A 22312-nucleotide genomic window follows, 5' to 3' on the forward strand; every position below is an offset into this window, starting at 1 on the left:
CTAGGCTAATTTATTAATATAAATTATTATTGGTAAATCATTTTACTTTAGTTAGTTAAATTTAATTTTAGACACACCTATCCCCTTAACTATTTTTACATAGCCTGTAATTCTAATTAATTGAGATAAATTGTCATAATTAACATTAACTAAAGTCGCCATTTTTCTACCTTTCCTTAATAATAATACAAGTATATCAAAATAAAAAGCTAAAATCAATTTCAAATAGGATTTTTCGAGTTTACCTATCTAAATCTACTAATTCTAAAAATTTATTTAATGAATCCGTTTTATATTTATTTTTATTTAATACAAGACTTATATTGTTGAATATTTCAAAATCCTCTATTTCTATTTCCTTAATATGACCTTTTTCCAACTCATTTGAAAGTAAAATTTTAGGTAAAATAGAAATTCCTAGATCATTTTTTACTCCTTCAACTAATGAATCTGTATTTACAGATTCCCATACCGGATTTACCCTATAGCCTTTTAATGAAAGGGCTGCATCAAATTCATCCCTAACAGAACTCCCCTTTTCCCTTAATAGTAAATCCTTTTTAATTAATTCTTCTATTGAGATTTTACCCTTCCTATAGTAATCATTTGAGCTAATGGCTATTAATTTATAGGATGATATTTGTCTTACTTCAAAATTATCTACTAATATATTTCCTTCTATAAATGCTAAATCCACTTTTCCCTGCCTTAATAATTCCAGTGAAGACTCTGCCTTTTGTATTTTTACAATTACCTTTGTGTTAGGATATAAAATATTAAACTTTTTAATTAACTCAGGCAATTTTTTCTGAGAAAAAGTTATACAACAAGCTATATGTAATGGAGTATCCTGTTCTAATATTTTCATCCTGGACTCTAATCTTTCTACACTTTCTAATATAGGTAATATTTCCTCCAAAAATATTTCTCCGGTTTTAGTTAATTTTACAGATTTGTGTAGTCTTTCAAAAAGTTTTGTCTCGGCCTCTTCTTCTAGTTTTTTCATAGAATGAGAAACAGCTGACTGAGTTATATATAAATTATTAGCTGCTTGTGTGAAGTTTTCAGTTTTAGATACTTCCCTAAAAATAATACATTGTTTTAAATCCATTGCTCCTCCTTGTCATGAATTATATTCATACTATTGTTAGTATAATATCATTTCACAAATGATAAAACAATATTTATAATAGGAAGCATACATTTGGAGAGTGGTATTATGAAAAAAAATTTAAAACTTTATCTATGGCTTCTATATGTTAACCTCTTTATTAGCTCCTTTACCTTCGGAGGAGGATATGTAGTAGTTCCAATGATTAAAAAGTATTTTGTGGAAGATAAAAATTTAATATCTGAAGATGAATTAATGGAAATGGCCGCTATTGCTCAATCATCCCCCGGCTCTATTGCTGTGAATTTAAGTATTTTAGCTGGAAAAAAAGTTGCCGGAGTTCCCGGAATAATAATAACCCTTATTAGTTGTATTATTCCTCCTGTAATAATTTTAGGATTAATTTCAAAATGGTATGTAGCTTTTTCAAATAATATTTATATTAATGCTGCACTTAAGGGAATGCAAGCTTGTGTTATAGCCTTAATAATAGATTTAGTAATAGATATGTATAAATCCATTATTAAAGAAAACTCTAGACTATTAAAAATATTAGCACCCTTGTCTTTTGTAGCTTCAGCATTTTTTAATATTAACGTAATTTTAGTATTGGTTTCAAGCTGTCTTGTTAGCTTTTTTACCTTATTTTTCAAAATGAAGAAGGGGGTAAAAGTTAATGATTTTTAAATTATTTCTAATTTTTTTCAAAATAGGTTCTTTTAGTATTGGCGGCGGCTATGCTATTATGCCTTTAATACAAGAACAGGTTGTAAATCAACAACATTGGATTACAGAAAAGACCTTTACAGATATTATTACTATTTCTCAAATGACACCAGGCCCTTTAGTTGTTAATAGTTCTACCTTTGTAGGAATGCAAATTTCAGGACCAATTGGTGCAATTGTAGCTACCTTCGGCTCAATTATAGGTGGAATTATTATTTCCATTGTTTTATATAATTTCTTTGCTAAATATAAGAGTTCACAATATGTTTTCCAAGTATTAAATAGCCTAAAAGCTTCATCTTTAGGATTAATAATGTCTGCCGGTTTTACTATGCTTTTACTAGCATTTTTTAACAACTCCGATTTTAGAGCTATTTCCTCTATTGAAAATATCGATGTTATAGCAGTATTAATTGCAGTAATTTCACTATTTATAATAAGAAAATTTAAAATAAGCCCTATAATTATGATGATTATAACCGGTTTTGTAGGCTTGCTTGTATATGCATAAAAAAACTATAACTCTATTTAGAATTATAGTTTTTTATAGCCTTATTCTCTTTCTTTATATCCTGCATTTTCATAATTTTCTTTTACTGTTTTTAATGGGACATTTCCATCTTTATCTGCTAAAGCCTTATATTCGGAATCTTCATTTTCCTTTAAAAACACCGGCATATCAATAGTAAAGGTCGCTTTCATCGTTTTATCTTTATAGTCTACATTAAATTTAGTGCCTTTAATTTTCTCAAATTCGGATTTCATGGCTTCTACCATTTGTTTTTCAATCTCAGTACCATTATATTCGCCTTCAGTTTCTGAAATTATCTTTTGAACATTTTCTTTTCCATCATATTCAATAGTAATAATATTTTCTGCCCCATTTTGTTCGCCTACGTAAACAACTTTACCACCTTTTGAACCACAGGCTACTAGAGTCATTAAGACTGCAAATACTAAAATAAGTAGTTGTACCTTTTTAATTTTTTTCATATACTTCTCCTTTTTTTAATTCTAATTAATGTTAGCATATTTATATTTTTATAACAATTGTTTTTTATATTTATACTTATTAATATAAAAATAATTAATGCTGCAATTTTTGCAAATATGAAACTCCAGTATAATAAAATACGGGAGGCTAATATGAAAAAACATTTTAACAACAAATTATTAATTTTAACTGTAGGCGTGTTTTTAGCCCTTATTTCAGTTTTAAGTATAGTTTTAAAAGGCTTTACCTTAGATAAAATTCTTGTTCCTCTATTTTCATGGATAATACTTGTAACTTGCATTAATGATATTATAAGAATTGTAAAATTCTATAGCAAATCAAAACAATTAAAAAGTTTTAAAATGTATTCTAAAAAAAATATACTCTATTTTTTATCAGCTATTTTCTTCATAATATTCATACCTATTGCTATATATTTTGAAAGTGATTTAATAGATTTACTACATACGTATCCAATGTATGGATTAGTTCCTTTAATTCTTATTATGATACTTGGACTTTCAACGTTTTTAGGAGCAATGGTAGAAACCTATACTAGAAATAATACAAATATATATCTAATAAGCGATGGTTTTTCCGGAGTTGACCTTTATACAGTAAATTTAGGAACTTTTGAAGAGGGTTTTATTATAGAAACATATATTTTTAAATACTCTCATATTAATTATATTGAAGAAAAGGGAAATGATTTATATATTTATGGGAAAAATGATTTTAATGACAAAGAAAATAGAGATTTTAAAATAATAGTCCAAACTATAGAAACCAAGAAAAACCTAATGAATTTTATTGAAAATAAATCCTTATAATAATTTAAAAGAAGCTATATGAGTATAGCTTCTTTATAAAAAGGACATCTATTTAAATGTAGACTTTGCTAAAAGTTCTTTTACCTGTTCATCTGTTAAATCTGAATGATAAAATAATTTATAAAATTCCTTTGTTTCCTTTACCATATCATACTTATAAATATCTGGATAAACTAAATTCCCTAACCACTTTATACCTATAATCCTATTTGCATTTGGTGGAGAACCTAACCAATCATATGGTTCGCCTGGAGCTTCATAATATTTATTATCTTTAATAGCCTGTAAATCCTTCCAAACAGGATCATTTCCAACTGTATCATAAATACTATCATTTAAAAACATTATTATATTGGGATTCCAAACAGCAATCTGTTCCATTGACACTTCCTCCCAGCTTGGACTACTTTTAGAATCGTCTTTATAAACATTTTCAGCTCCAATAAAATTAATTACCTCTGCATGAATACTACCTTCTGAGTTAGTTTGTAAACCGGAATCTCCTCTACCGTAGTAGACAGTAATTTTATCCTTAATAGTTTCTCTTTTTTCTTTTACATCTTCTAAGGTTTTTTCTATATATTCAGCTTGTTCATTAGTACCTTCTTCTTTGTCTAATAATTTCCCCAAGGTTCTATAAGCATCTGCTGTATTTTCTAACATACATTCTACAAATATTACTGGAATATTGGTTTGCTCCTGTAAGCCATCTAAATCCTCTTTCATAGATTCCTTAACTTCACCAACATCAATTATTACATCTGGCTCTGCCTTTATCATCTCTTCATAATTCATACTGGCATTTTTACCATAAAAGGTTCCTATTACAGGTAAATTTACTAAATCATCTGGTAAATATTTCTTCAAGCTTTCTGATGGTTCACTTCCCCATCCAACTAGCATTTCCGGTGCTATTGTAAACATCATCATCTGAGCAGGATTACCGGCTACCGCAATTTTAGTAATTTTCTCTGGTAGTTGTACCTCCCTACCTATTGAGTCTATTACCTTACCTTTTTCAGCAAATTTAAAAGAATATGAACTATCTGTTTTTTGGGTTTCTTCTGTGACTTTTGTTTTATCTGTTTCCTTTATTTCACTAGTTGGTTTATTTCCACCATTATTACTACATGCTGTTACTGCAATAACAAACACTAGTAGTAGCGATAATAACGATAATTTTTTTCTAAAATTTTTCATATTTTACTCCTTATTTTTTAAACTAACCATGTTCCCATATTTGAAAAACTCTCTATGACGTCCTGAGTTTATCGTATTAATTACTCCATCTTTATTTTCTACAATAAAGCCTGACAAATCACTTATGCCATATTTAAATAATATTGGTGTTATTGGCGTACTCGGTCCAACCATTATTACCTTCTTGCCTTGACTAAGTTCAATTAATCGTGGGAATGTTTTATTTACAATAGTTGATGAAGTTATAAATACATAATCGGATTTAGGTAGTAAATACTCACACGCTGAATCAGGATAATCTCCTTTTCTTGGATTTCTTTCAATTATATATAAATTACAAATATCCTTTATTTGTTTTTCTAAAAATGGAAAATGTCCTATTACAGAAACATCCTTTCCTTTTACTATTTCCCTGTATACATCAAAAGCATCTTTATTACTAAAATCAACATTGTTTTCTTTTGCCTTTTTAAAAGTATTATAATATGTATTTACTGCTGCAAGCCCTAATGAACTTTCTCTAAAATTCCAGGATTTAATAAGTTTAGCTACATCTTTTAACTCTTTTCCAATTAATGATTTATTAAAGCTATATTCTATTGAGTCAATATTAATGGTCATTCCTCAACCAAGATTTTCATCGCTTTTAATCCAACTCCAATGTCTACCTATAAAATAATCCCTTACAATTAAATTAGAAGGAATATTTTCTATTAATTCATCATAAATATCAAAAAAATCAAATTTTCTCATAATATTGTTCTCCATTACATGCTTTACAAATAGTTCTATTTCCCTTTATTATTTCATTACCGTCTAATATTTCCTCATGACAAATACTACACTTTGCAACTTTACATGGAGGTCCTGGTAAGTCTTCTTTTTTTATGTTCAACTTTACTTCTTCAATATTAAACAGGTCTTTATCTGAAAATCTATTAAAAAACTCTACAATATCCTCTCCTTCTTTCGCATATTCATTAAATTTTTTATAAATCCTAAAGGACTTCTTAGTTCTAATATCAAAAAAAGTTGCTGCCATTTTACCAAAGGATTTGACCTTTAAGGTTCTTTTTCCTATCTTACATCCTGTTACCGTTCCAATTGCATCAGCTAAACATCTGTCGGTTTCAATATACACAATTAGATCCTTATAGTTTTTAGGCTTATCTATTTCCAATAGCTTAAGTCCTAAACGTGCCATTCTTACACCTAGAACTTGACCAGAACATAAATGACCATGATAATTAGAAGCCTCTTTTAAATCTTCGTAAAAATTATTCACTAATATTCACCTGCCTATTACAACTATTCCTATATTTTTATACTTAGGTAAGTAATAAGGATATTTTTTATTGTCTATGTTTATTAATTTTCTTTTTATATTATTTTCGTCTATTTTAATACTACTGTATGAATTATAATATTCCTTAGCTTCTTTAAGACTTTTTAAGGGTTGACCAAACTCCCCATTGTAAATAAATTTTTTATAATCTATTTTTCTATCCTGTAAAATTATTTCAACATCCTCTATTTTTTGTTTTTTAAAATCATATAATCCTTTTCTTTTACCTGTATTTTTAATTATTACTAAAGTATTACATCTACTTGTTAAAAACTCTAGATTATTATGCATATCTAAAAAATGACTTGCTATAATACAATCAACAAATTTCTTTTTGCTTAATAATTTTTTATAATCTGTATTTATTGTTTTTATATTAGTAATATTTTTTTCTAGTATTATTTTATTTAGCTTTTGTAAAACCTCTTTACTGGTGTCTATACAGTATATTCTTTTAGAATATTCTGATAAACTCATAGCTAAATATGATAAGCCACAACCAATATCGTAAATGGTTCTTTCTTTTCCTATTATTTCTATTAATTTTTTTGCCAAGCCTTTGTTGAATAAAGTAAACTCCGACGCTCTTTTATAAAGCTTTATTTTTTCTTCTGTCCATGCAAAACTCATTTTTTATACTCCGGTATTAACATAAATTCTTCCCTGCCATTATATTTCAACTTTTCTATATGGAGATTAATATTATATATTTTTGATAAAACCCCCTCTGTCAATACTTCTTTAGGATTTCCTTTTATTAATATCCTCTTATTATGAAGTACTAATACTTCATCAAAGAACATATATGAAAACTGGGGATGATGAGTTGATTGTATAATAGTGTATCCTAAGCTAGCTAATTCCTTGGACTTGTTTAATATTAAAATTTGATTGCCGTAATCTAAATTAGATGTTGGTTCATCCATTACAAGAACTTTTGCGTCCTGCATTAATGCTCTAGCAACTAAAACAAGTTGTCTTTCACCACCAGAAATCTCCTTATAACCTCTATTGGCAAGATGAGAAATTCCAAGTAGCTTTAGTTTTTCGTAGGCGTTATACTTTTCCTCTTTACTTACTCCTGTAAATTTATTTGCCCTAGTATTTGCTCCCATTTCTACAACATTAAGTACCCTATGGTTAAAGGTTGGATAATGGGACTGAGGAATATAGGCAATTAACTTTGCTCTTTCCAAAGGATTCAATTTGTTAATTTCAATGTTATCAACTAAAACCTCTCCCTTTGTAATATTCAACATACCAAATATTATTTTAAATAAGGTTGTTTTACCCGCTCCATTTTTTCCTAATAAACCTAAAACAGTACCTTCTTTTACCTTAAACGAAATATTTTCAAGTACTAACTCTTCATTATAAGCAAAGGATAAATTCTTTATTTCTAACATTTAATCGTAACCTTTCTTAAAAATTAAATATAAAAATAATGGTGCACCTATAAAAGATGTTAAAATGCCAATTGGTATTTCAGAAGTAGCAACAGTTCTGGCAATATTATCTATAATCAATAAAAAAGTCGCTCCTACTAAACCCGATGTTGGTACAACAAATCTATAATCATTTCCTACTAATATTCTAGAAAAATGTGGAATTATTAACCCTACCCAACCAATCATTCCTGTTATAGAAACACAAGCAGAAGTCATTAAAGTAGTTGATACAACTACCAATAATCTAACTACTTTTACATTTACACCCATGGTTAAAGCCTCTTCCTCTCCCATTGTAAGTAGGTTCATCCTCCATTTTAATATCATAGAAATAACTATTCCCAATGTTACTGGAGGTATTATTAGTTTTAAATCCCCTATTTTAGTTGATGCTAAAGACCCCATTAACCAATAGGTAATAGAAGGTAGCGTGTTGTCAGTATCGGCAATTAATTTAATAAAGCTAATTAGGGCAGAAAAAATAGAACCTATTGTCATTCCCGATAAAACCAAACCTAGAATTCTATCTATTTTAAATTTTAAGCTTACAAGATATGTAATAGTTACAGCAATTATTCCCATACTAAATGCTAAAAAGGAAGTGGTAGAATATCCTAAAGTGAAAAACAGCCCCAGTGCTGCTCCAAATCCTGCACCTTGACTAGCTCCAAGAATGTCAGGTGAAACCATTGGGTTTTGAAATAAAGCTTGGTAGTTTGAACCCGCTATTGATAAGGCTGCTCCAACAAAAACCGCAGCTATAATTCTAGGAGCTCTTATTTGTGTAATAATCGTAATAATTTCCGATGGGATGTTTTCTATATTTCCATTAAAAATCGACAGTAAATATTTAAATAATTCTTTAGGATAAATAGGATATCTTCCTATTGTAAAGGATATTATTATTAAAATAATCAAAAAAATAAATAGTAGATACATTATTTTCTTTTCTCTTTTAGATATAATAATCCCTCCCTACTATGTAACAAACTATATAATCGTTATGTGTATGTTAGTATAACCTTTTCCAGTTTCTATGTCAATTTATAATACTTTTAAGAAATAAAAAAAGAACCCTATACCTTGTTCAATATAAAGTTCTTCCTTCCATTGTTTTTTAATTAAATCTAAAATACAAATGCTGTTTTATTTTTTATAAATACATCCCAAATATATACTGCTATAGCTATAAGCAATATTTCGTATTCCTTATTAATAATTTCTATTGACATTTCCTCATAATTTCTAAAGCCCTGTTTTAAAGATTGTATTTTTCCAACATTTTCTAGTTCAAATACCTTGTTTTCTTTATTAAAGGATATGTGCTTATTAAAATTATGAAATTTAATATCTATTTCTATAAACTTGTCCTCTACTTTAGATTTTATACTTCCTAAGTCCTCTTGATTTCTTAATAATTTATACTCTTTATTAAGGTCATAAAAATTTCTCTCTACTTTTAATATTTCATTATTATCTTTATCAAAAAAAATAAAATTTGCTCCCTTGGAAAAAGTTTCTCCTATAAAAGCATCAAAATAAGAAGTAGAATCCCCGACTTTTTCTCCTATATAAATCGGTTCTTCATTTTCTTCATCAAATATTTTAAATCTATCTTTAACGTATTTATCAATTTTTATATTGTATTTCATAAAAAACCCCCTTAACATATTCTTCATATGTTTTAATTATATCACGTATAATTAATTATTTTATCCCCTAAATATAATTTATAGACTCTGTCAATTTATTTGCATTAATATCTATTTGGGCATAAAAAAAGACAAGTCATATTCGACTTGCCTAATAATAGTAAAATTATTTATTAACCGCTTCTTTTAATGATTTTCCAGCTTTAAATACTGGTGCATTTGATGCAGGTATTTGTATTTTTTGTTCTGGATTTCTTGGATTTCTTCCTTCTCTTGCTTTTCTAGCTCTTGATTCGAAAGTACCAAATCCAACTAATTGTACCTTATCCCCTGCTGCTAAAGTTTCTGTAACAGTTTCTATAAAAGCATTTAATGCTCTTTCTGATTCTACTTTAGTAAGATTACTTTTTTCTGACATTTTACTTAATAATTCTGATTTATTCATTATTTTATTATCCTCCTGAAATTGTAAAAATTAAATACTTCACGTATTCATGATATTGATTATATCTAACTTATGTTAAAGTTTCAAGGTTTTCTTGTATTTTTCGCTAATTTATTTACAATAAATACAAATATGTTATATTTTACTCAGATTTCTCAGTATTTTCTGTTGATTCTGTTGTTTCTGCAGTATTTTCAGTAGAGGATTGTTCAGTACTTTCTGTTGATTTTTCCTCTTCTTTAGCTTCTGTAGATTTTTCATTTTTCTTAGCTTTTTCTTCTGCTTCTTTTGCTTGTTCCTCACTTATTTTATTAAAGTCAAAAGATTTTAAAGCTTTTTCCATATCATCTACTTCTTTACCATCTTTATCATAATATTTGATTTTTAAAGCTTTTTCTTCTTTTTCTATTTCTTCATTGATTTTTTCATTTAATAAATTTGTAGATATTTGTGCCTTAACATTTTTTAGATAATCTTCACTTGCTTCTGAAATTTCTGTTGCTTTAGAATTTAATCTTATTATATGGTAACCAAATTCAGTCTCAACTAGTTCAGAATTAATAGTTTCCGGTTCCATTTTCTTTACAGCTTCTGTAAATGTTTCTACCATTGCTTCTTCTCCAAAGTCACCTAATGGTTGTGCAAGTAAAGCTGTGTTTCCTACTGTTTTTGCAATTTCCCCTTCTCCTTCTTCTGAAGGATTTTCCATTGATGCATCATTTTTATTTTTAATTTCATCAAATTTATCTTGGAAAGAAACTTCACCTGAATTAACTTGTTCTAAAACAGCCTGAGCTTCTTCTTTTATTTTAGCTATTTCAGCTTCATCTGTTATAGTTTCATTTGTATCATCTTTTGTTGAATATAAAATATGGTCTGCATTATAAACCGGTAGGTAATTATCCTTATCTTCTTCTAATTTCTTATCTATTTCTTTATCTGAAGGAGTTAATTCTTCTTCTAATTTTTCTTGCAACTTAGAAAATGTCATTTGAATATTGAAATATTCTTTCATTTCTTCCCTAAATTCTTCTTCTGTCATGCCTTGAGCTTTTAACATTTCATTTACTGCTTCTTTTCCACCAGCTTGTTCTACTTGGTCGTCAATAGCTTTTTCAACTTCTTCTTCTTCTATATTTATTTTTTTACTCTCTGCTAGTTTTAAAGCTGTTTCATTAAAAATCAAACCTTCTAATATTTCTTTTCTTTGATTTAATGCTGCTTCCTTGCCTTCTTCTGTACTTTCATCAAATGGATTTACACCTGTGTACATCATCTGCTGTGATACTGCCCCTTGAAAATTAGTATTAACATCTTCTGCTGTTATATACTTATCTCCAACTTTAGCTATGGCATTTTTTGGTTTGGAACCACCACAACCGGTTAAAATTAATGAAAGCGTCATTATCCCTGCTGCAATTTTTATTATCTTGTTTTTCAAAAATATCCTCCTAATTTTTATCATTATTTATTTTAAAAGTCATTATAACTTTTAATAGCTCAATTATATTTTTTAGATTATTATCTTTAAACTCTATTGAAATTATAGGTTTGTCAGATAAATCAAAGTTCATTTCACCATTATAATTTTCACTTATAAATTCTAGCTCTTTAAAGTCCAATTCTTTTTTGTCACTATATATTATTTCTAAATTACCTGATTTTTCAAAAATTCTTTCAAAGTTACATTTTGAAGCATAGGACTTCATTAATGATATATCCATTATGTTTTGTACCATTTTTGGTATGTCACCAAATCTATCTATTAACTCCTCTACTATTTCATCGTAGTCTTCTTCTGTATCAATTGATGCAATCTTTTTATACATATCAATTTTTTCATTAGAGTCCTCAATATAGCTAGATGGAATATATGCATCTATTTTTATATCTATTTCAACTTCAGATGCCTTTACTTTTGGAGCTTCACCTCGAATTTCTCCAAGAGTTTCCTCTAATAGTTTAACATATAAATCATAACCTACAGCAGAAATATGTCCACTTTGAACTTCTCCTAAAATATTTCCTGCTCCTCGAAGTTCCAAATCTCTCATGGCTATTTTATATCCTGAGCCAAACTCTGTAAAATCCTTTATTGCCATAAGTCTTTTTTCAGAAATTTCTGTTAATGATTTATTTTGTTCGTAGGTAAAATAGGCATAGGAGGTTCTGTCACCTCTACCAATTCTCCCCTTTAGTTGATAAAGTTGAGAAAGTCCCATTTTATCTGCATCATAAACAATCATAGTGTTTACATTTGCAATATCAAGACCTGTTTCTATAATTGTTGTACAAAGTAAAACATCATATTCTCCATCGCCAAAATCCAGCATTACATTTTCTAATTCCCTTTCAGACATTCTTCCATGAGCAATTGCAATTTTTGCATTTGGAACTAAGTCTAAAAGTTTAAATCTTACTTCATCAATATCGTGTATTTTGTTATATACAAAATATATTTGTCCACCTCTAAGTATTTCTCTTTCTATTGCATCTTTAATAATTTGAGGATTAAATTCTATTACATAGGTATTTATAGGAAATCTTTCTTCTGGTGGTTCATCTAAAGTAGACATATCCCTAATTCCTACTAGCCCCATTTGTAAAGTTCTTGGAATTGGTGTTGCTGATAGAGTAAGTACATCTATGTTTTTCTTTAAATCCTTTAGTTTTTCTTTATGTCTTACTCCAAAACGTTGTTCCTCATCAATTATAAGCAAGCCTAAATCTTTGAAAACCAAATCTTTTGAAAGTATTTTATGTGTTCCTACTACTATGTCTATTAAGCCTCTATTTAAATCCTTTAGGATTTGTTTTTGTTCTTTTGCTGTTCTAAACCTTGAAAGCATCTCAACTTTCATAGGATAATCCTTGAAACGCTCTAAAATAGTATTATAATGTTGCTGTGCTAAAATAGTTGTTGGCACTAAAAAGGCTACCTGTTTACCATCCATTATGGCTTTAAAAGCAGCTCTAATTGCTACTTCTGTCTTACCATAACCAACGTCACCACAAAGAAGTCTGTCCATTGGTTTTTCCGACTCCATGTCCTTTTTAATTTCTTCAATACTTCTAATTTGACTAGGGGTTTCCTCATATATAAAGGAACTTTCAAACTCCCTTTGCCATTCAGTGTCCTTTGAAAAACTAAATCCCTTTATTTTAGATCTTTCAGCATATAGCTCTATTAAATCCTCTGCTATAACCTCTACGGATTTTTTAGCCTTCTGTTTAGCTTTTTGCCACTCAATGCCGCTTAATTTATTAAGCCTTGGTTTAACAGCCTCTCCACCAATATATTTTTGAACCAAGTTCATTTGATCTGTAGGAATAAATAATCTATCATTACCCCTATATTGAATAATAATATAGTCTTTTTTTATTCCTTGAACTTCAATTTGTTCAATGCCTTTATATTGACCAACTCCATGGTTTTCGTGAACTACAAAATCATCTATTACTAAATCTGAATAATTTATAATATCCTTTGCAGTTTTTTTCTTAACTCGTTTCTTTGTAAGTTGCTTTGCCTTGCCATAAATTTCTTTATGAGTTAAAAATAAATACTTTATATTTCTGTATTCAAATCCAGAAGGCAATGAACTACCTATAATAAATACTTGGCCTGTTTTTATTTCATGATTAAAGTCCTTGGTAATAACGGAATTTATTCCTTCTGTTTCAAACAAATCCCTTAAGAATTTTGCCTTTTCTTTAGAATCAGCAAATACAACTATCTTATAACCATTATATATATTGTTTTCTATATATTCTGTTAACACCGTCAAATTTCTATTAAAATTTGGCGCTTCCATCGATTCTATTTTTACTTCTATTTTAGGACTTAGTAGCCTTGTCTTCTTCATTAGAGAGGTTGAATTTATTACTGTAAATGGTTTTATATTCTCTAAAACACTCTTAAAAGGTAGGAGTATTTTTTCATGTCGTTCAAAAGCCTCTCCCTTTTCCTCTTTATAGGCTAGGTCCTCTGCTGCCATTGCTGATATTTCACTATTTCTATCATAGACTTTAGCTATGTCATCTATAAATATAATAGAATCCTTGTTTAAATAATCAGTTAAAAGACTGAAGTCTCCCTTTCCTAAATAAGGGGAAACTAAATCCATATTGGAAATAAACAAATTATTTTCTAAATATTCCAATATTCCAGAAAACTTATTAAGTAAATTTTCTTTGTCTATACCATAAAGTGCCTTGTTTTCTATTTTATCTAAATCTTTACAAAGTCCATCAATAATTTTTTTTCTTTGTTTATCATTTAATATTAACTCCCTTGAAGGAGATATGGAAAAATCTTGAATATTTTCAATAGAACGTTGTGTTGCTATGTCAAATAATCTCATAGAGTCTATTTCATCATCAAATAGCTCTATTCTTACAGGATTGTCCATTTGCATAGGATAAATATCTAAAATACCACCTCTAATGGCAAATTGACCTTTCCCCTCTATCATACTTACTCTTTCATATTGTAAATATGTTAATGTTTCAGTAATTTCTTCAAGATCTATTAAATCATCAATATTGATTTTTAAACTAAATTTTTTAAAATTGGATTTACTGGTAATTCTTCTTTGTAATGCGTTAGAACTGGCAACAGTTATAAATTTTTCCTTATTGAATAATCTATTTATAACCTTTAAACGACTATCTTCATTGTTTTTTTCCAAACTGCTAATATTATAATAATTTATCTCACTACTTGGAAAGATTTCAACTATATCCTTGTCAAAGGATAATATATTTTCATATAATTTTCTTGCAGATATATCATCTTCTACAACAACTAAAATATTTCTTTTCTCGTTATTATATAAAGAATATAAAAAATGTCCCATACTATCTTTTATTAAACCATGCATATAAATTGAATTTATCTTATCATCTATTGCTTTCTTTAAATTCTTATATCCTTGCAGGTTTTTAATTGGGTCTGTTACGTAGTTCATTCTACACCTCCTTCCTTAATTGGAACTTAAACAAGCCCAGATTTCTCTGGGCTACAACTTTTAATTTACTTCTAAATGACTTTTTCCATTAAATCTGTTCATAGCTTCTTCAATATTATTTCCAATTATCAATTCAGCTGCCTTAACAGAATCCTCTATTTCCTTTTCCAATACTACAATTTCGTCCTTAGTAAAATTGCTTAGAACAAAATCCGCTAAACTCATCTGTGGTATTTTTTCTCCAACGGATATTTTAATCCTTGGAAAATTATCATTTTTTAAATGGTATATTATGGATTTTAAACCATTGTGAGTACCGGCAGAGCCTTTTTTCTTAATTCGTATTGTTCCAAAGGGTATATCTATATCATCACAAATTACAACAATATCATCTATTGGAATATTATAGTAATTAGAACATTCCATAACTGCAATTCCTGAATTATTCATATATGTTACTGGTTTCATAAGAATTACTTTTTCAGAATTAATTCTTCCTTCACCGTAAATTGAATGAAATTTTGCTTTGTTTATACTAATGTTGTTTTCTTCTGCTAATTTATCAATAGCCATAAAGCCAACATTATGTCGATTTCCCTCGTATTTTTTACCAGGGTTTCCCAGTCCAACTATTAATTTCAAAATATCTACTTCCTACTATCCCTTTCTTCTTTTTTCTTTACCCAACCGGAGATATTTCTTTGTTCTGCTCTTTCAACAGAGAGTTCCCCCTCTCTTACATCCTTTGTAATTGTAGATCCAGCTGCAACATAACCCTTTTTTTCAACAGTTAAAGGTGCTACTAAATTTACATTACTTCCTATAAAAGCATTATCTCCTATTCTTGTCCTATGTTTAAATTTACCATCATAATTTGCAAATATAACACCACAAGCAATATTCACATCCTTACCTAAATCACCATCGCCTATATAAGCTAAATGTCCTGCCTTAGTTCCATTATCTATATTTGAATTTTTTACTTCAACAAAATTTCCGATATGAATATTTTTACCTAATTTAGAATTTGGTCTTATATGTGCATAAGGTCCTATATCTGTACCATCTCCTATTTCACTATTTTCAATAGTAGATGACTTTATTGTAACATTATTTCCTATTTTAGTATTATCTATTACAGTATCTCCATAAATTAAACAATCTTCTCCGATTATAGTATTACCGGTAATTCTAACGCCTGATCTAATTTCTGAATCTTTACCAATTATTACAGAATCTTCAATAAAAATATTATTAGGATTTTCCATAATAACTCCATTTGACATATGATAGGAATTTATTCTCTTTCTTAACACTTCTTGTGCAATGGAAAGTTGTAACTTTGAATTAATTCCATAAACTTCCTCTACATCATCTATAAGAAAAGTAGAGATTTTATCCCCTTCTTCCCTTATAATTTCAAAAATATCCGTTAAGTACATTTCACCTTGAATGTTGTCTTGGTCCAATTTATTTATACTATTTTTTAAAGCTTTTCCATTAATTACAATAAAGCCTGAATTAAATTCCTTAATTTTCAATTCTTCTTCTGTACAATCCTTATGCTCAACAATTTTTATTAAATTACCATTATGGTCCTTGATAATTCTACCATATCCTGTTGGATCTTCAATATTTGCCGTTAAAACCGTAGCAATATTATTGTTTTTATTATGAAAATCCATAAATTCCTTTAATGTTTGTCCCTTTATTAATGGAGTATCTCCAGTTAAAATTAAAACATTATCATTATTATCTATTTCATCTAAAGCAAGACTAACGGCATAACCTGTTCCGTAAGGATATTCCTTTCCAATCTTTTGCTCTTTTATAATAACATCTGTATCTGATAAAATATTTTCTAAATCATTTTTATTTTTACCTGCAATAATAATTTTTTTCCCAACATTAACACTATCACTTGCATTAAGTACATATTCAATCATAGACTTATTCATTAACTTATGAAGAACCTTAGAGTTTTTAGATTTCATCCTAGTTCCTTCGCCTGCTGCAAGAATTATACAAATATTCATTTTTTTCCTCCATATTAGTAAGAATTATACTACTTTATATTATATTAAAACCAGTTTTAAAGTCTATCTTTTTTCATTTCTTAGTTCTTTTGTAGTAATTAACTTTGCATGATATAATACTTATGTTTAGGAGGCTTTCTATGTTTAATTTTAATTTATACGATAAAAATATAAAAAAAGTTCACTTTATTGGAATAGGTGGAGTAAGCATGAGTGGAATTGCTGAATTACTTAAATTTCATAACTTTGATGTGTCAGGTTCCGATAGAGACGATTCAGATACATTAGATCATTTAAGAGGATTAGGAATAAAAATATCCATAGGACAAAAAAAAGAAAATATTAATAACCCAGATTTAATTATATATACAGATGCAATTCTTCCAGACAACGAAGAGTTAATTGCTGCAAAAAATGCAGGTGTACCCTGTGTTTCCAGAGGAGTTTTCCTAGGAGCTCTTATGAGAAACTACAAATACTCAATAGGAGTGTCCGGTTCTCATGGAAAATCTACAACAACAAGTATGATTTCAAAAATTCTTGTAAACTCCGAAGTCGATCCTAATATTCTTCTAGGAGGAAAATTAGATGAAATTGATGGAAATGTTCATTGCGGAAAAAGTGATTATCTTTTAACTGAGGCTTGTGAATTTAAAGCCAATATATTAAATTATTATCCTTCAATGGCCATAATACTTAATATTGACGAAGATCATTTAGATTTTTATAAAGATATAAATCATATTGTTAGTACCTTTATAGGATATATGAAAAATTTAGATGAAAATTCCAAAGCCGTTATAAATATTGACGATGAAAATTGTCTACCACTTTTAGATCATATTAAAGGTGAAGTTTTAAGTTTTGGAATAGAAAATGAAAAGGCAGTTTACAATATAAAAAATATTTCCTTTGATGAAATAGGTCATCCAAGTTTTGATATAGTTAGTGAAAAAGAAGGTTTTGGAACTCAACATTTCTCACTAAATATAATAGGACGATACAATATTTACAACTCTGCAGCTGCAATTATTGCTTCCTTTGAATCTGGAATAGATTTGGAAACAATAAAAGAAAGTATGTATGAATATAAAAATCTCCATAGGCGTATGGAAGTTATTGGAAAATATAAAGATGCAATAATAATGACAGACTATGGTCATCACCCTGTAGAAATAAAGGCGACTATGTCAGCATTAGCAGAACATAAAAAAGAAAAACTCGTATGTGTTTTTCAACCACATACCTATAGTCGAACAAAACATCTATTAAATGATTTCGCAAATTCTTTTTACGACTGTGACGAAGTAATCGTGACAGAAATTTATGCTGCAAGAGAAAAATTTGACCCGACAATTCACTCTGTTGATCTTGTCGAAAAACTTAGAGAAAATGGAGTTAATGCAATTTATTTAAAAACCTTTGAAGAAGCTAAAGACCATATACAAAATGAAGTTAAAAATCAAGATGTTGTTATAACAACAGGCTGTGGTAACCCAGATGTTCTAGCTAAAATGATAGTGGAGTGATAAATAATGATATATTTAAATTGTGATTATTCTGATGGTGTTCATCCTAATATCCTAGAAAAACTAATTAAAACCAATGACTACCAAACAGGAGTTTACGGATTTGACTCATTTTCAGAAATAGCAAAAAAACAAATTAAAGATTTATGCAATAACCAGGACTTAGATATATATTTTATTTCCGGTGGTACTCAAACAAATGTCATAGCAATATCTGCAGCATTAATGCATTATCAAGCTGTAATATCGGCAGACACAGGCCATATTAACACCCATGAATGTGGAGCTGTTGAAAATAGTGGTCATAAAATATTAACACTACCTAATCATGACGGAAAACTTATACCTTCCGATATAAAAGCCATGATTAAGGCCCATCATATTCAAGGAATGTCAAAAATTCATGATGTTCAACCGAAAATGGTATATATTTCCAACTCAACAGAATTTGGTACAATCTATAGTAAAAAAGAAATAGAAGAACTCTATAATGTTTGTAAAGAGTTAAATCTATTTTTATATATTGATGGTGCAAGATTAGGCTATGCACTTTCAGCCGAAAATAATGACTTAGATTTAGAATTTATTGCAAGTCATTGTGATATGTTTTATATTGGTGGAACAAAATTAGGTGCAATGTATGGAGAAGCATTAGTGGTTATAAACCCTGAACTCAGAGTTGACTTTCAATACAATTTAAAACTAAGAGGGGCTTTACTAGCTAAGGGAAGATTTTTAGGAATTCAATTTTCTGAATTATTTAAAGACGACCTCTATTTTAAACTAGCTAAACATGCTAATTATCTGTCAACAAAATTACGAAAAGCTCTAGTGGAAAGGGGATATAAATTAACCATAAACTCACCTACAAATCTAACCTTTGTAGTTATGAGTCAGGATAAGTTAGATGAATTATCTAAGGAATTTGCTTTTGAAACAATGTCACAATACGATGAAAATCAAAAGGTTATAAGAATTGCTACCGGTTGGAATACAAAAGAAGAATATATTGATAAACTAATAGAAAAATTATAAAAATCGCTTCTATAATTTATAGTGTTAATGGAAATAAATCCACTAGCACTATTTTTTATTGGAAAAAATATCCTGATACTCATATTTTATGGATATTAAATCTTCTGCTGAAGACAATGAAGTTAAGGTTGGTGTTATTATTATTTTAAGAACTTTCTGCAGTACCTATATCCTCTATTTTGTCTTGTCATAAATTTAAACCCATTAAAGCTGTAGACTCTGTAACAAATTTTGTTTTCATTGGTAGAGCTAATATAAATATTATTGGTATTGCTTCAACGAAAGACTTTTATTCATGAAAGCTATTTTAATAAAGAAAGAATTAGGATTTTGAAAATGAAAAAGCGGCTCAAGTTACTTAACTTAAACCGCAAAATATTATTATTTTTCTTCATCGATACTATTTGCTAAGGAGCTAATATTTCCTATAAAATAGTCGAAAAGTTTGTAGAAATTTTTATTATGTTCCGGAAATTCCGGATGGAATTGAATTCCCATAATAAACTGATTCTTTTCATATTCTATTGCCTCTATTATTCCATCATCTGCAGTCGCTGTAACCTTAAAGTCCTTTGCTACTTTTTTTATAGCCTGATGATGAAAGGTATTTACAACTAATGACGGGCCAAAAATATCATATAGTCTACTATTTTCTTTTATTTCTATATCGTGATAATAAATAATATTTTTGTTTTCTCTATCACTATGGTTAAATACATCTTCTCTTTGGGAATAGATATCCTGATATAAATTTCCACCAAAAAATATATTAATTAATTGCATTCCTCTACAAATACCAAATATAGGAATTTTTCTTTCAACTGCTTTTTCCAATAGATATATTTCAACTTCATCTCTTATTGGACTGGTACTTTCCAAATATCTGTTTGGTCCTTCCTTATAAAGATAAGGTGAAATATCAGAACCACCAACTAATATTAAGGCATCTATCATATTAATATACTCATCTAAAAATGACTTATCATAAATTTGAGGAATAATTATTGGAATTCCCCCTGAATCAAGTACCATTTTGGAAAAATTATTATTGATTTCATGACTTATAAATTTTCCCCTATTTTCCAACCAACATGGTATTCCTATAAACTTATTCATTTTGAATACCTGCGCTTTCTATAAATTGATTAAACAACAACTTACTTTCTTCATTTAACATTCTGTCTATATTGAATTGAACTCCCATTAAATAACTATTGCCCTTATATTCAATAGCTTCTACAACACCATCATCAGCTTTAGCAGATACTACTAAGTCCTTGCCTAATACATCTATTGCCTGGGTATGGGAAGAAACTACAACAGTCCTATTTGTATTATAGGCCTTCTTTAATTTGCTACCGTCCCTTAGATTAATATAGTGCCTAGTTTCAGAATAATCTCGCCCAATATGATAAATGGATTTTTGAATTTCTTTACTAATATCTTGTATTAAGCTTCCTCCAAAAAAAACATTAATAAGTTGACAACCTCTTGATACTCCAAGTACCGGCTTTTTATATTTTAAAGCCATTTCCAAATAAGAAAACTCCGAGTAATCCCTGTCTAAATCAAAATTTAATATTTCGGTTTTAGGATTTTCTCCATAATGAAAGGGATAAATATTTACTCCTCCTTGAAATATTAGTCCATCAACCTTTTTTATTAACGATTCGATAATATTTTTATCTTTAGTTATTGGTAGTATTATTGGAATTTGCTGATTTTCTACTATTGTCTTTATATACGATTCCTTTGCATATAAGAGATTTGCAAAACTTCCTCTATTTACTCCCCCTACTATTCCTATTTTATATTTTTTCATTATAGCTCCATTAAATTTAATCCTATTTCTTCATCAAAGAATCTGTTAACTCTACCATCTATTATTTGTATTATAATTTCACCTGTTGCTGATATAATACCTTTATTTAAATGACCGCCTTTAGCAAAGTTTTCCTCATCTGAAAAAGTAACATGGGGATGAAGATATAATTTTTCATCTTTTGTAGTAATATTTCCCATTAAAGAAAGAATTTCCAGATGACCATTATATTCATTGGAAAAATATTCCTTTTTATCCGTATCAAAATATCCTACTTCAACATGACTCATAGCTCCTATGCCTGTTAAAATTCCAAGTTTAATATTATTTTCTTCACAGGCCTTAATAATACTAGAAACTATTTCTTCTCCCTTTTCCAACCTTATAATTAAATGGGTTTTTAAATTTGTAGTTTTCATAATATCCTCCAATTAAAATCCTCTTAAAGTTATTTACCCATTTTTTTAAAATTTATTGTTAAGTTTTTATTCTTAATGTTTAACTTTAAATAATCCACTAAAACTTTATTTTTAATTAACATTTTAAATATAGGAACGCCTATTAATGATACAACTATTATTTCGGATACCATTATTTGACCTGTTACAATTAAAACCCCTGCCTTAGAAACACCAATAAAATATAGCTGAATTCCAACTAAAATATTTGCAATTGCCGGAATAATACTGGAAAGCCAAATATTTTTACATTTACTCATAAAATATGCTGCAAGAAAAGAAGCAAAAGTTCCTACAACAATATCCAGAACTCCGAAAGGACTAAATATATTGGCAAATAAGCAACCTATAGTAAGTCCCCAAATATATTCTCCATTAAAAAATGCAAGTAATGTTAAAGCCTCCGACAACCTAAGTTGTATAGGTCCATACGAAAGATTAGATAGTGGTGGAACTACTGTCATTAAAACATATAGGGCAGCAATTACACCTTGTCGAACAATAAATTTTGAATTAAATTTTTTACTCATAAAACACCTTCCTAAATAGAATTGTGTTATGACATCCAGAAAAAAAGATTTTACTAGACTCTTAATCTAATAAAAAAAATAATAGGAAACCTACTCGCCAAAAGACGAGATAGGTTCCCTATCACATCTTGATTTTTAAAGTGGGTGCCAAGAAACACTTTATGCCAATAAAATATACCAT

The 22312-nt window shown here is 28.5% G+C and carries 24 protein-coding genes; 5 read left to right on the plus strand and 19 right to left on the minus strand.

Annotated features, from left to right (window positions below; genetic code table 11):
- Window positions 1-241: 241 nt before the first annotated feature.
- On the minus strand, window positions 242-1111 hold the full coding sequence (locus JFY71_RS03355) for a LysR family transcriptional regulator (protein ID WP_243661635.1): 870 nt from the start codon (window positions 1109-1111) through the stop codon (window positions 242-244).
- A 108-nt stretch (window positions 1112-1219) separates the two neighbouring features.
- On the opposite strand from JFY71_RS03355, the gene JFY71_RS03360 reads away from it, so the two are divergent.
- Window positions 1220-1798 carry a chromate transporter gene (locus JFY71_RS03360; RefSeq protein WP_243661636.1) on the plus strand — a complete coding sequence of 193 codons (579 nt, stop codon included), beginning with the start codon at window positions 1220-1222 and terminating at the stop codon, window positions 1796-1798.
- Window positions 1788-2348, plus strand: coding sequence for a chromate transporter (locus JFY71_RS03365; RefSeq protein WP_243661637.1), 561 nt, complete (start codon window positions 1788-1790; stop codon window positions 2346-2348). The genes JFY71_RS03360 and JFY71_RS03365 overlap by 11 nt, the downstream gene beginning before the upstream one ends.
- A gap of 41 nt (window positions 2349-2389) precedes the next feature.
- On the opposite strand, the gene JFY71_RS03370 is transcribed toward JFY71_RS03365, so the two are convergent.
- Entirely contained in the window at window positions 2390-2830 is a 441-nt protein-coding gene (locus JFY71_RS03370; RefSeq protein WP_243661638.1) for a DUF1307 domain-containing protein, read from the minus strand.
- 153 nt (window positions 2831-2983) lie between these two features.
- On the opposite strand from JFY71_RS03370, the gene JFY71_RS03375 reads away from it, so the two are divergent.
- The gene (locus JFY71_RS03375; RefSeq protein ID WP_243661639.1) at window positions 2984-3661 is read left to right on the plus strand and encodes a hypothetical protein; all 678 of its coding nucleotides are present in this window, start codon (window positions 2984-2986) and stop codon (window positions 3659-3661) included.
- A gap of 48 nt (window positions 3662-3709) precedes the next feature.
- Here the strand turns inward: JFY71_RS03375 and JFY71_RS03380 are convergent, their stop codons facing one another.
- The 13 genes from JFY71_RS03380 to glmU form a co-directional block, all read right to left on the minus strand.
- Complete coding sequence (locus JFY71_RS03380) at window positions 3710-4861, minus strand: ABC transporter substrate-binding protein (RefSeq protein ID WP_243661640.1); 1152 nt, start codon at window positions 4859-4861, stop codon at window positions 3710-3712.
- A gap of 3 nt (window positions 4862-4864) precedes the next feature.
- Window positions 4865-5482 carry a DUF364 domain-containing protein gene (locus JFY71_RS03385; protein ID WP_243661641.1) on the minus strand — a complete coding sequence of 206 codons (618 nt, stop codon included), beginning with the start codon at window positions 5480-5482 and terminating at the stop codon, window positions 4865-4867.
- 3 nt (window positions 5483-5485) lie between these two features.
- The gene (locus JFY71_RS12000) at window positions 5486-5614 is read right to left on the minus strand and encodes a DUF4213 domain-containing proteins (protein ID WP_263457748.1); all 129 of its coding nucleotides are present in this window, start codon (window positions 5612-5614) and stop codon (window positions 5486-5488) included.
- A complete protein-coding gene (locus JFY71_RS03390) occupies window positions 5601-6146 on the minus strand; it encodes an FmdE family protein (RefSeq protein ID WP_243661642.1) in 546 nt (181 codons plus the stop codon). Before JFY71_RS03390 ends, JFY71_RS12000 begins: the two co-directional genes overlap by 14 nt.
- Before the next feature lie 6 nt (window positions 6147-6152).
- Window positions 6153-6836, minus strand: a complete 684-nt coding sequence (locus tag JFY71_RS03395; RefSeq protein ID WP_243661643.1) for a methyltransferase domain-containing protein — start codon at window positions 6834-6836, stop codon at window positions 6153-6155.
- Window positions 6833-7612, minus strand: a complete 780-nt coding sequence (locus tag JFY71_RS03400; RefSeq protein ID WP_243661644.1) for an ABC transporter ATP-binding protein — start codon at window positions 7610-7612, stop codon at window positions 6833-6835. Before JFY71_RS03400 ends, JFY71_RS03395 begins: the two co-directional genes overlap by 4 nt.
- On the minus strand, window positions 7613-8593 hold the full coding sequence (locus JFY71_RS03405; protein WP_243661645.1) for a FecCD family ABC transporter permease: 981 nt from the start codon (window positions 8591-8593) through the stop codon (window positions 7613-7615).
- 188 nt (window positions 8594-8781) lie between these two features.
- Window positions 8782-9306: an LURP-one-related/scramblase family protein gene (locus tag JFY71_RS03410; protein WP_243661646.1), complete on the minus strand. Its 525-nt coding sequence runs from the start codon at window positions 9304-9306 to the stop codon at window positions 8782-8784.
- Window positions 9307-9472: 166 nt separating this feature from the next.
- Complete coding sequence (locus tag JFY71_RS03415) at window positions 9473-9751, minus strand: HU family DNA-binding protein (protein WP_243661647.1); 279 nt, start codon at window positions 9749-9751, stop codon at window positions 9473-9475.
- 142 nt (window positions 9752-9893) lie between these two features.
- Entirely contained in the window at window positions 9894-11192 is a 1299-nt protein-coding gene (locus JFY71_RS03420) for a SurA N-terminal domain-containing protein (RefSeq protein WP_243661648.1), read from the minus strand.
- A 10-nt stretch (window positions 11193-11202) separates the two neighbouring features.
- Window positions 11203-14721: a transcription-repair coupling factor gene (gene mfd, locus JFY71_RS03425; protein ID WP_243661649.1), complete on the minus strand. Its 3519-nt coding sequence runs from the start codon at window positions 14719-14721 to the stop codon at window positions 11203-11205.
- Window positions 14722-14781: 60 nt separating this feature from the next.
- Window positions 14782-15363 carry an aminoacyl-tRNA hydrolase gene (gene pth / locus JFY71_RS03430; protein ID WP_243661650.1) on the minus strand — a complete coding sequence of 194 codons (582 nt, stop codon included), beginning with the start codon at window positions 15361-15363 and terminating at the stop codon, window positions 14782-14784.
- Between the two features lie 5 nt (window positions 15364-15368).
- Entirely contained in the window at window positions 15369-16757 is a 1389-nt protein-coding gene (gene glmU / locus JFY71_RS03435; protein WP_243661651.1) for a bifunctional UDP-N-acetylglucosamine diphosphorylase/glucosamine-1-phosphate N-acetyltransferase GlmU, read from the minus strand.
- Window positions 16758-16897: 140 nt separating this feature from the next.
- Between glmU and murC the strand changes: the two genes are divergently transcribed.
- Both murC and JFY71_RS03445 read left to right on the plus strand, forming a co-directional pair.
- Window positions 16898-18286 (plus strand): UDP-N-acetylmuramate--L-alanine ligase, encoded by a 1389-nt coding sequence (murC, locus tag JFY71_RS03440; RefSeq protein WP_243661652.1) that lies wholly within the window; start codon window positions 16898-16900, stop codon window positions 18284-18286.
- 6 nt (window positions 18287-18292) lie between these two features.
- Complete coding sequence (locus JFY71_RS03445; protein WP_243661653.1) at window positions 18293-19321, plus strand: threonine aldolase family protein; 1029 nt, start codon at window positions 18293-18295, stop codon at window positions 19319-19321.
- Window positions 19322-19702: 381 nt separating this feature from the next.
- Here the strand turns inward: JFY71_RS03445 and JFY71_RS03450 are convergent, their stop codons facing one another.
- From JFY71_RS03450 to JFY71_RS03465, 4 genes are read right to left on the minus strand one after another with little or no spacing between them, the layout of a single operon-like run.
- On the minus strand, window positions 19703-20437 hold the full coding sequence (locus tag JFY71_RS03450) for a gamma-glutamyl-gamma-aminobutyrate hydrolase family protein (RefSeq protein WP_243661654.1): 735 nt from the start codon (window positions 20435-20437) through the stop codon (window positions 19703-19705).
- The gene (locus tag JFY71_RS03455; protein ID WP_243661655.1) at window positions 20430-21143 is read right to left on the minus strand and encodes a gamma-glutamyl-gamma-aminobutyrate hydrolase family protein; all 714 of its coding nucleotides are present in this window, start codon (window positions 21141-21143) and stop codon (window positions 20430-20432) included. The genes JFY71_RS03450 and JFY71_RS03455 overlap by 8 nt, the downstream gene beginning before the upstream one ends.
- Window positions 21143-21562 carry a PPC domain-containing DNA-binding protein gene (locus tag JFY71_RS03460; protein ID WP_243661656.1) on the minus strand — a complete coding sequence of 140 codons (420 nt, stop codon included), beginning with the start codon at window positions 21560-21562 and terminating at the stop codon, window positions 21143-21145. Before JFY71_RS03460 ends, JFY71_RS03455 begins: the two co-directional genes overlap by 1 nt.
- 29 nt (window positions 21563-21591) lie before the next feature.
- Window positions 21592-22131 (minus strand): QueT transporter family protein, encoded by a 540-nt coding sequence (locus JFY71_RS03465; RefSeq protein ID WP_243661657.1) that lies wholly within the window; start codon window positions 22129-22131, stop codon window positions 21592-21594.
- Between the last annotated feature and the right edge of the window lie 181 nt (window positions 22132-22312).

Origin of the sequence: Miniphocaeibacter halophilus (assembly GCF_016458825.1) — a bacterium.
GTDB lineage: Bacteria > Bacillota > Clostridia > Tissierellales > Peptoniphilaceae > Miniphocaeibacter > Miniphocaeibacter halophilus.

What these genes read in the sequence shown, in the direction of transcription:
- JFY71_RS12000 (WP_263457748.1), bottom strand. Translation starts at nt 5,614, where the DNA reads ATGAGAAAATTTGATTTTTTTGATATTTATGATGAATTAATAGAAAAT.
- JFY71_RS03415 (WP_243661647.1), bottom strand. Translation starts at nt 9,751, where the DNA reads ATGAATAAATCAGAATTATTAAGTAAAATGTCAGAAAAAAGTAATCTT.
- JFY71_RS03395 (WP_243661643.1), bottom strand. Translation starts at nt 6,836, where the DNA reads ATGAGTTTTGCATGGACAGAAGAAAAAATAAAGCTTTATAAAAGAGCG.
- JFY71_RS03445 (WP_243661653.1), top strand. Translation starts at nt 18,293, where the DNA reads ATGATATATTTAAATTGTGATTATTCTGATGGTGTTCATCCTAATATC.
- glmU (WP_243661651.1), bottom strand. Translation starts at nt 16,757, where the DNA reads ATGAATATTTGTATAATTCTTGCAGCAGGCGAAGGAACTAGGATGAAA.
- JFY71_RS03460 (WP_243661656.1), bottom strand. Translation starts at nt 21,562, where the DNA reads ATGAAAACTACAAATTTAAAAACCCATTTAATTATAAGGTTGGAAAAG.
- mfd (WP_243661649.1), bottom strand. Translation starts at nt 14,721, where the DNA reads ATGAACTACGTAACAGACCCAATTAAAAACCTGCAAGGATATAAGAAT.
- JFY71_RS03465 (WP_243661657.1), bottom strand. Translation starts at nt 22,131, where the DNA reads ATGAGTAAAAAATTTAATTCAAAATTTATTGTTCGACAAGGTGTAATT.
- JFY71_RS03380 (WP_243661640.1), bottom strand. Translation starts at nt 4,861, where the DNA reads ATGAAAAATTTTAGAAAAAAATTATCGTTATTATCGCTACTACTAGTG.
- JFY71_RS03400 (WP_243661644.1), bottom strand. Translation starts at nt 7,612, where the DNA reads ATGTTAGAAATAAAGAATTTATCCTTTGCTTATAATGAAGAGTTAGTA.
- JFY71_RS03375 (WP_243661639.1), top strand. Translation starts at nt 2,984, where the DNA reads ATGAAAAAACATTTTAACAACAAATTATTAATTTTAACTGTAGGCGTG.
- JFY71_RS03405 (WP_243661645.1), bottom strand. Translation starts at nt 8,593, where the DNA reads ATGTATCTACTATTTATTTTTTTGATTATTTTAATAATAATATCCTTT.
- JFY71_RS03455 (WP_243661655.1), bottom strand. Translation starts at nt 21,143, where the DNA reads ATGAAAAAATATAAAATAGGAATAGTAGGGGGAGTAAATAGAGGAAGT.
- JFY71_RS03360 (WP_243661636.1), top strand. Translation starts at nt 1,220, where the DNA reads ATGAAAAAAAATTTAAAACTTTATCTATGGCTTCTATATGTTAACCTC.
- JFY71_RS03385 (WP_243661641.1), bottom strand. Translation starts at nt 5,482, where the DNA reads ATGACCATTAATATTGACTCAATAGAATATAGCTTTAATAAATCATTA.
- murC (WP_243661652.1), top strand. Translation starts at nt 16,898, where the DNA reads ATGTTTAATTTTAATTTATACGATAAAAATATAAAAAAAGTTCACTTT.
- JFY71_RS03355 (WP_243661635.1), bottom strand. Translation starts at nt 1,111, where the DNA reads ATGGATTTAAAACAATGTATTATTTTTAGGGAAGTATCTAAAACTGAA.
- JFY71_RS03450 (WP_243661654.1), bottom strand. Translation starts at nt 20,437, where the DNA reads ATGAATAAGTTTATAGGAATACCATGTTGGTTGGAAAATAGGGGAAAA.
- JFY71_RS03410 (WP_243661646.1), bottom strand. Translation starts at nt 9,306, where the DNA reads ATGAAATACAATATAAAAATTGATAAATACGTTAAAGATAGATTTAAA.
- JFY71_RS03370 (WP_243661638.1), bottom strand. Translation starts at nt 2,830, where the DNA reads ATGAAAAAAATTAAAAAGGTACAACTACTTATTTTAGTATTTGCAGTC.
- JFY71_RS03365 (WP_243661637.1), top strand. Translation starts at nt 1,788, where the DNA reads ATGATTTTTAAATTATTTCTAATTTTTTTCAAAATAGGTTCTTTTAGT.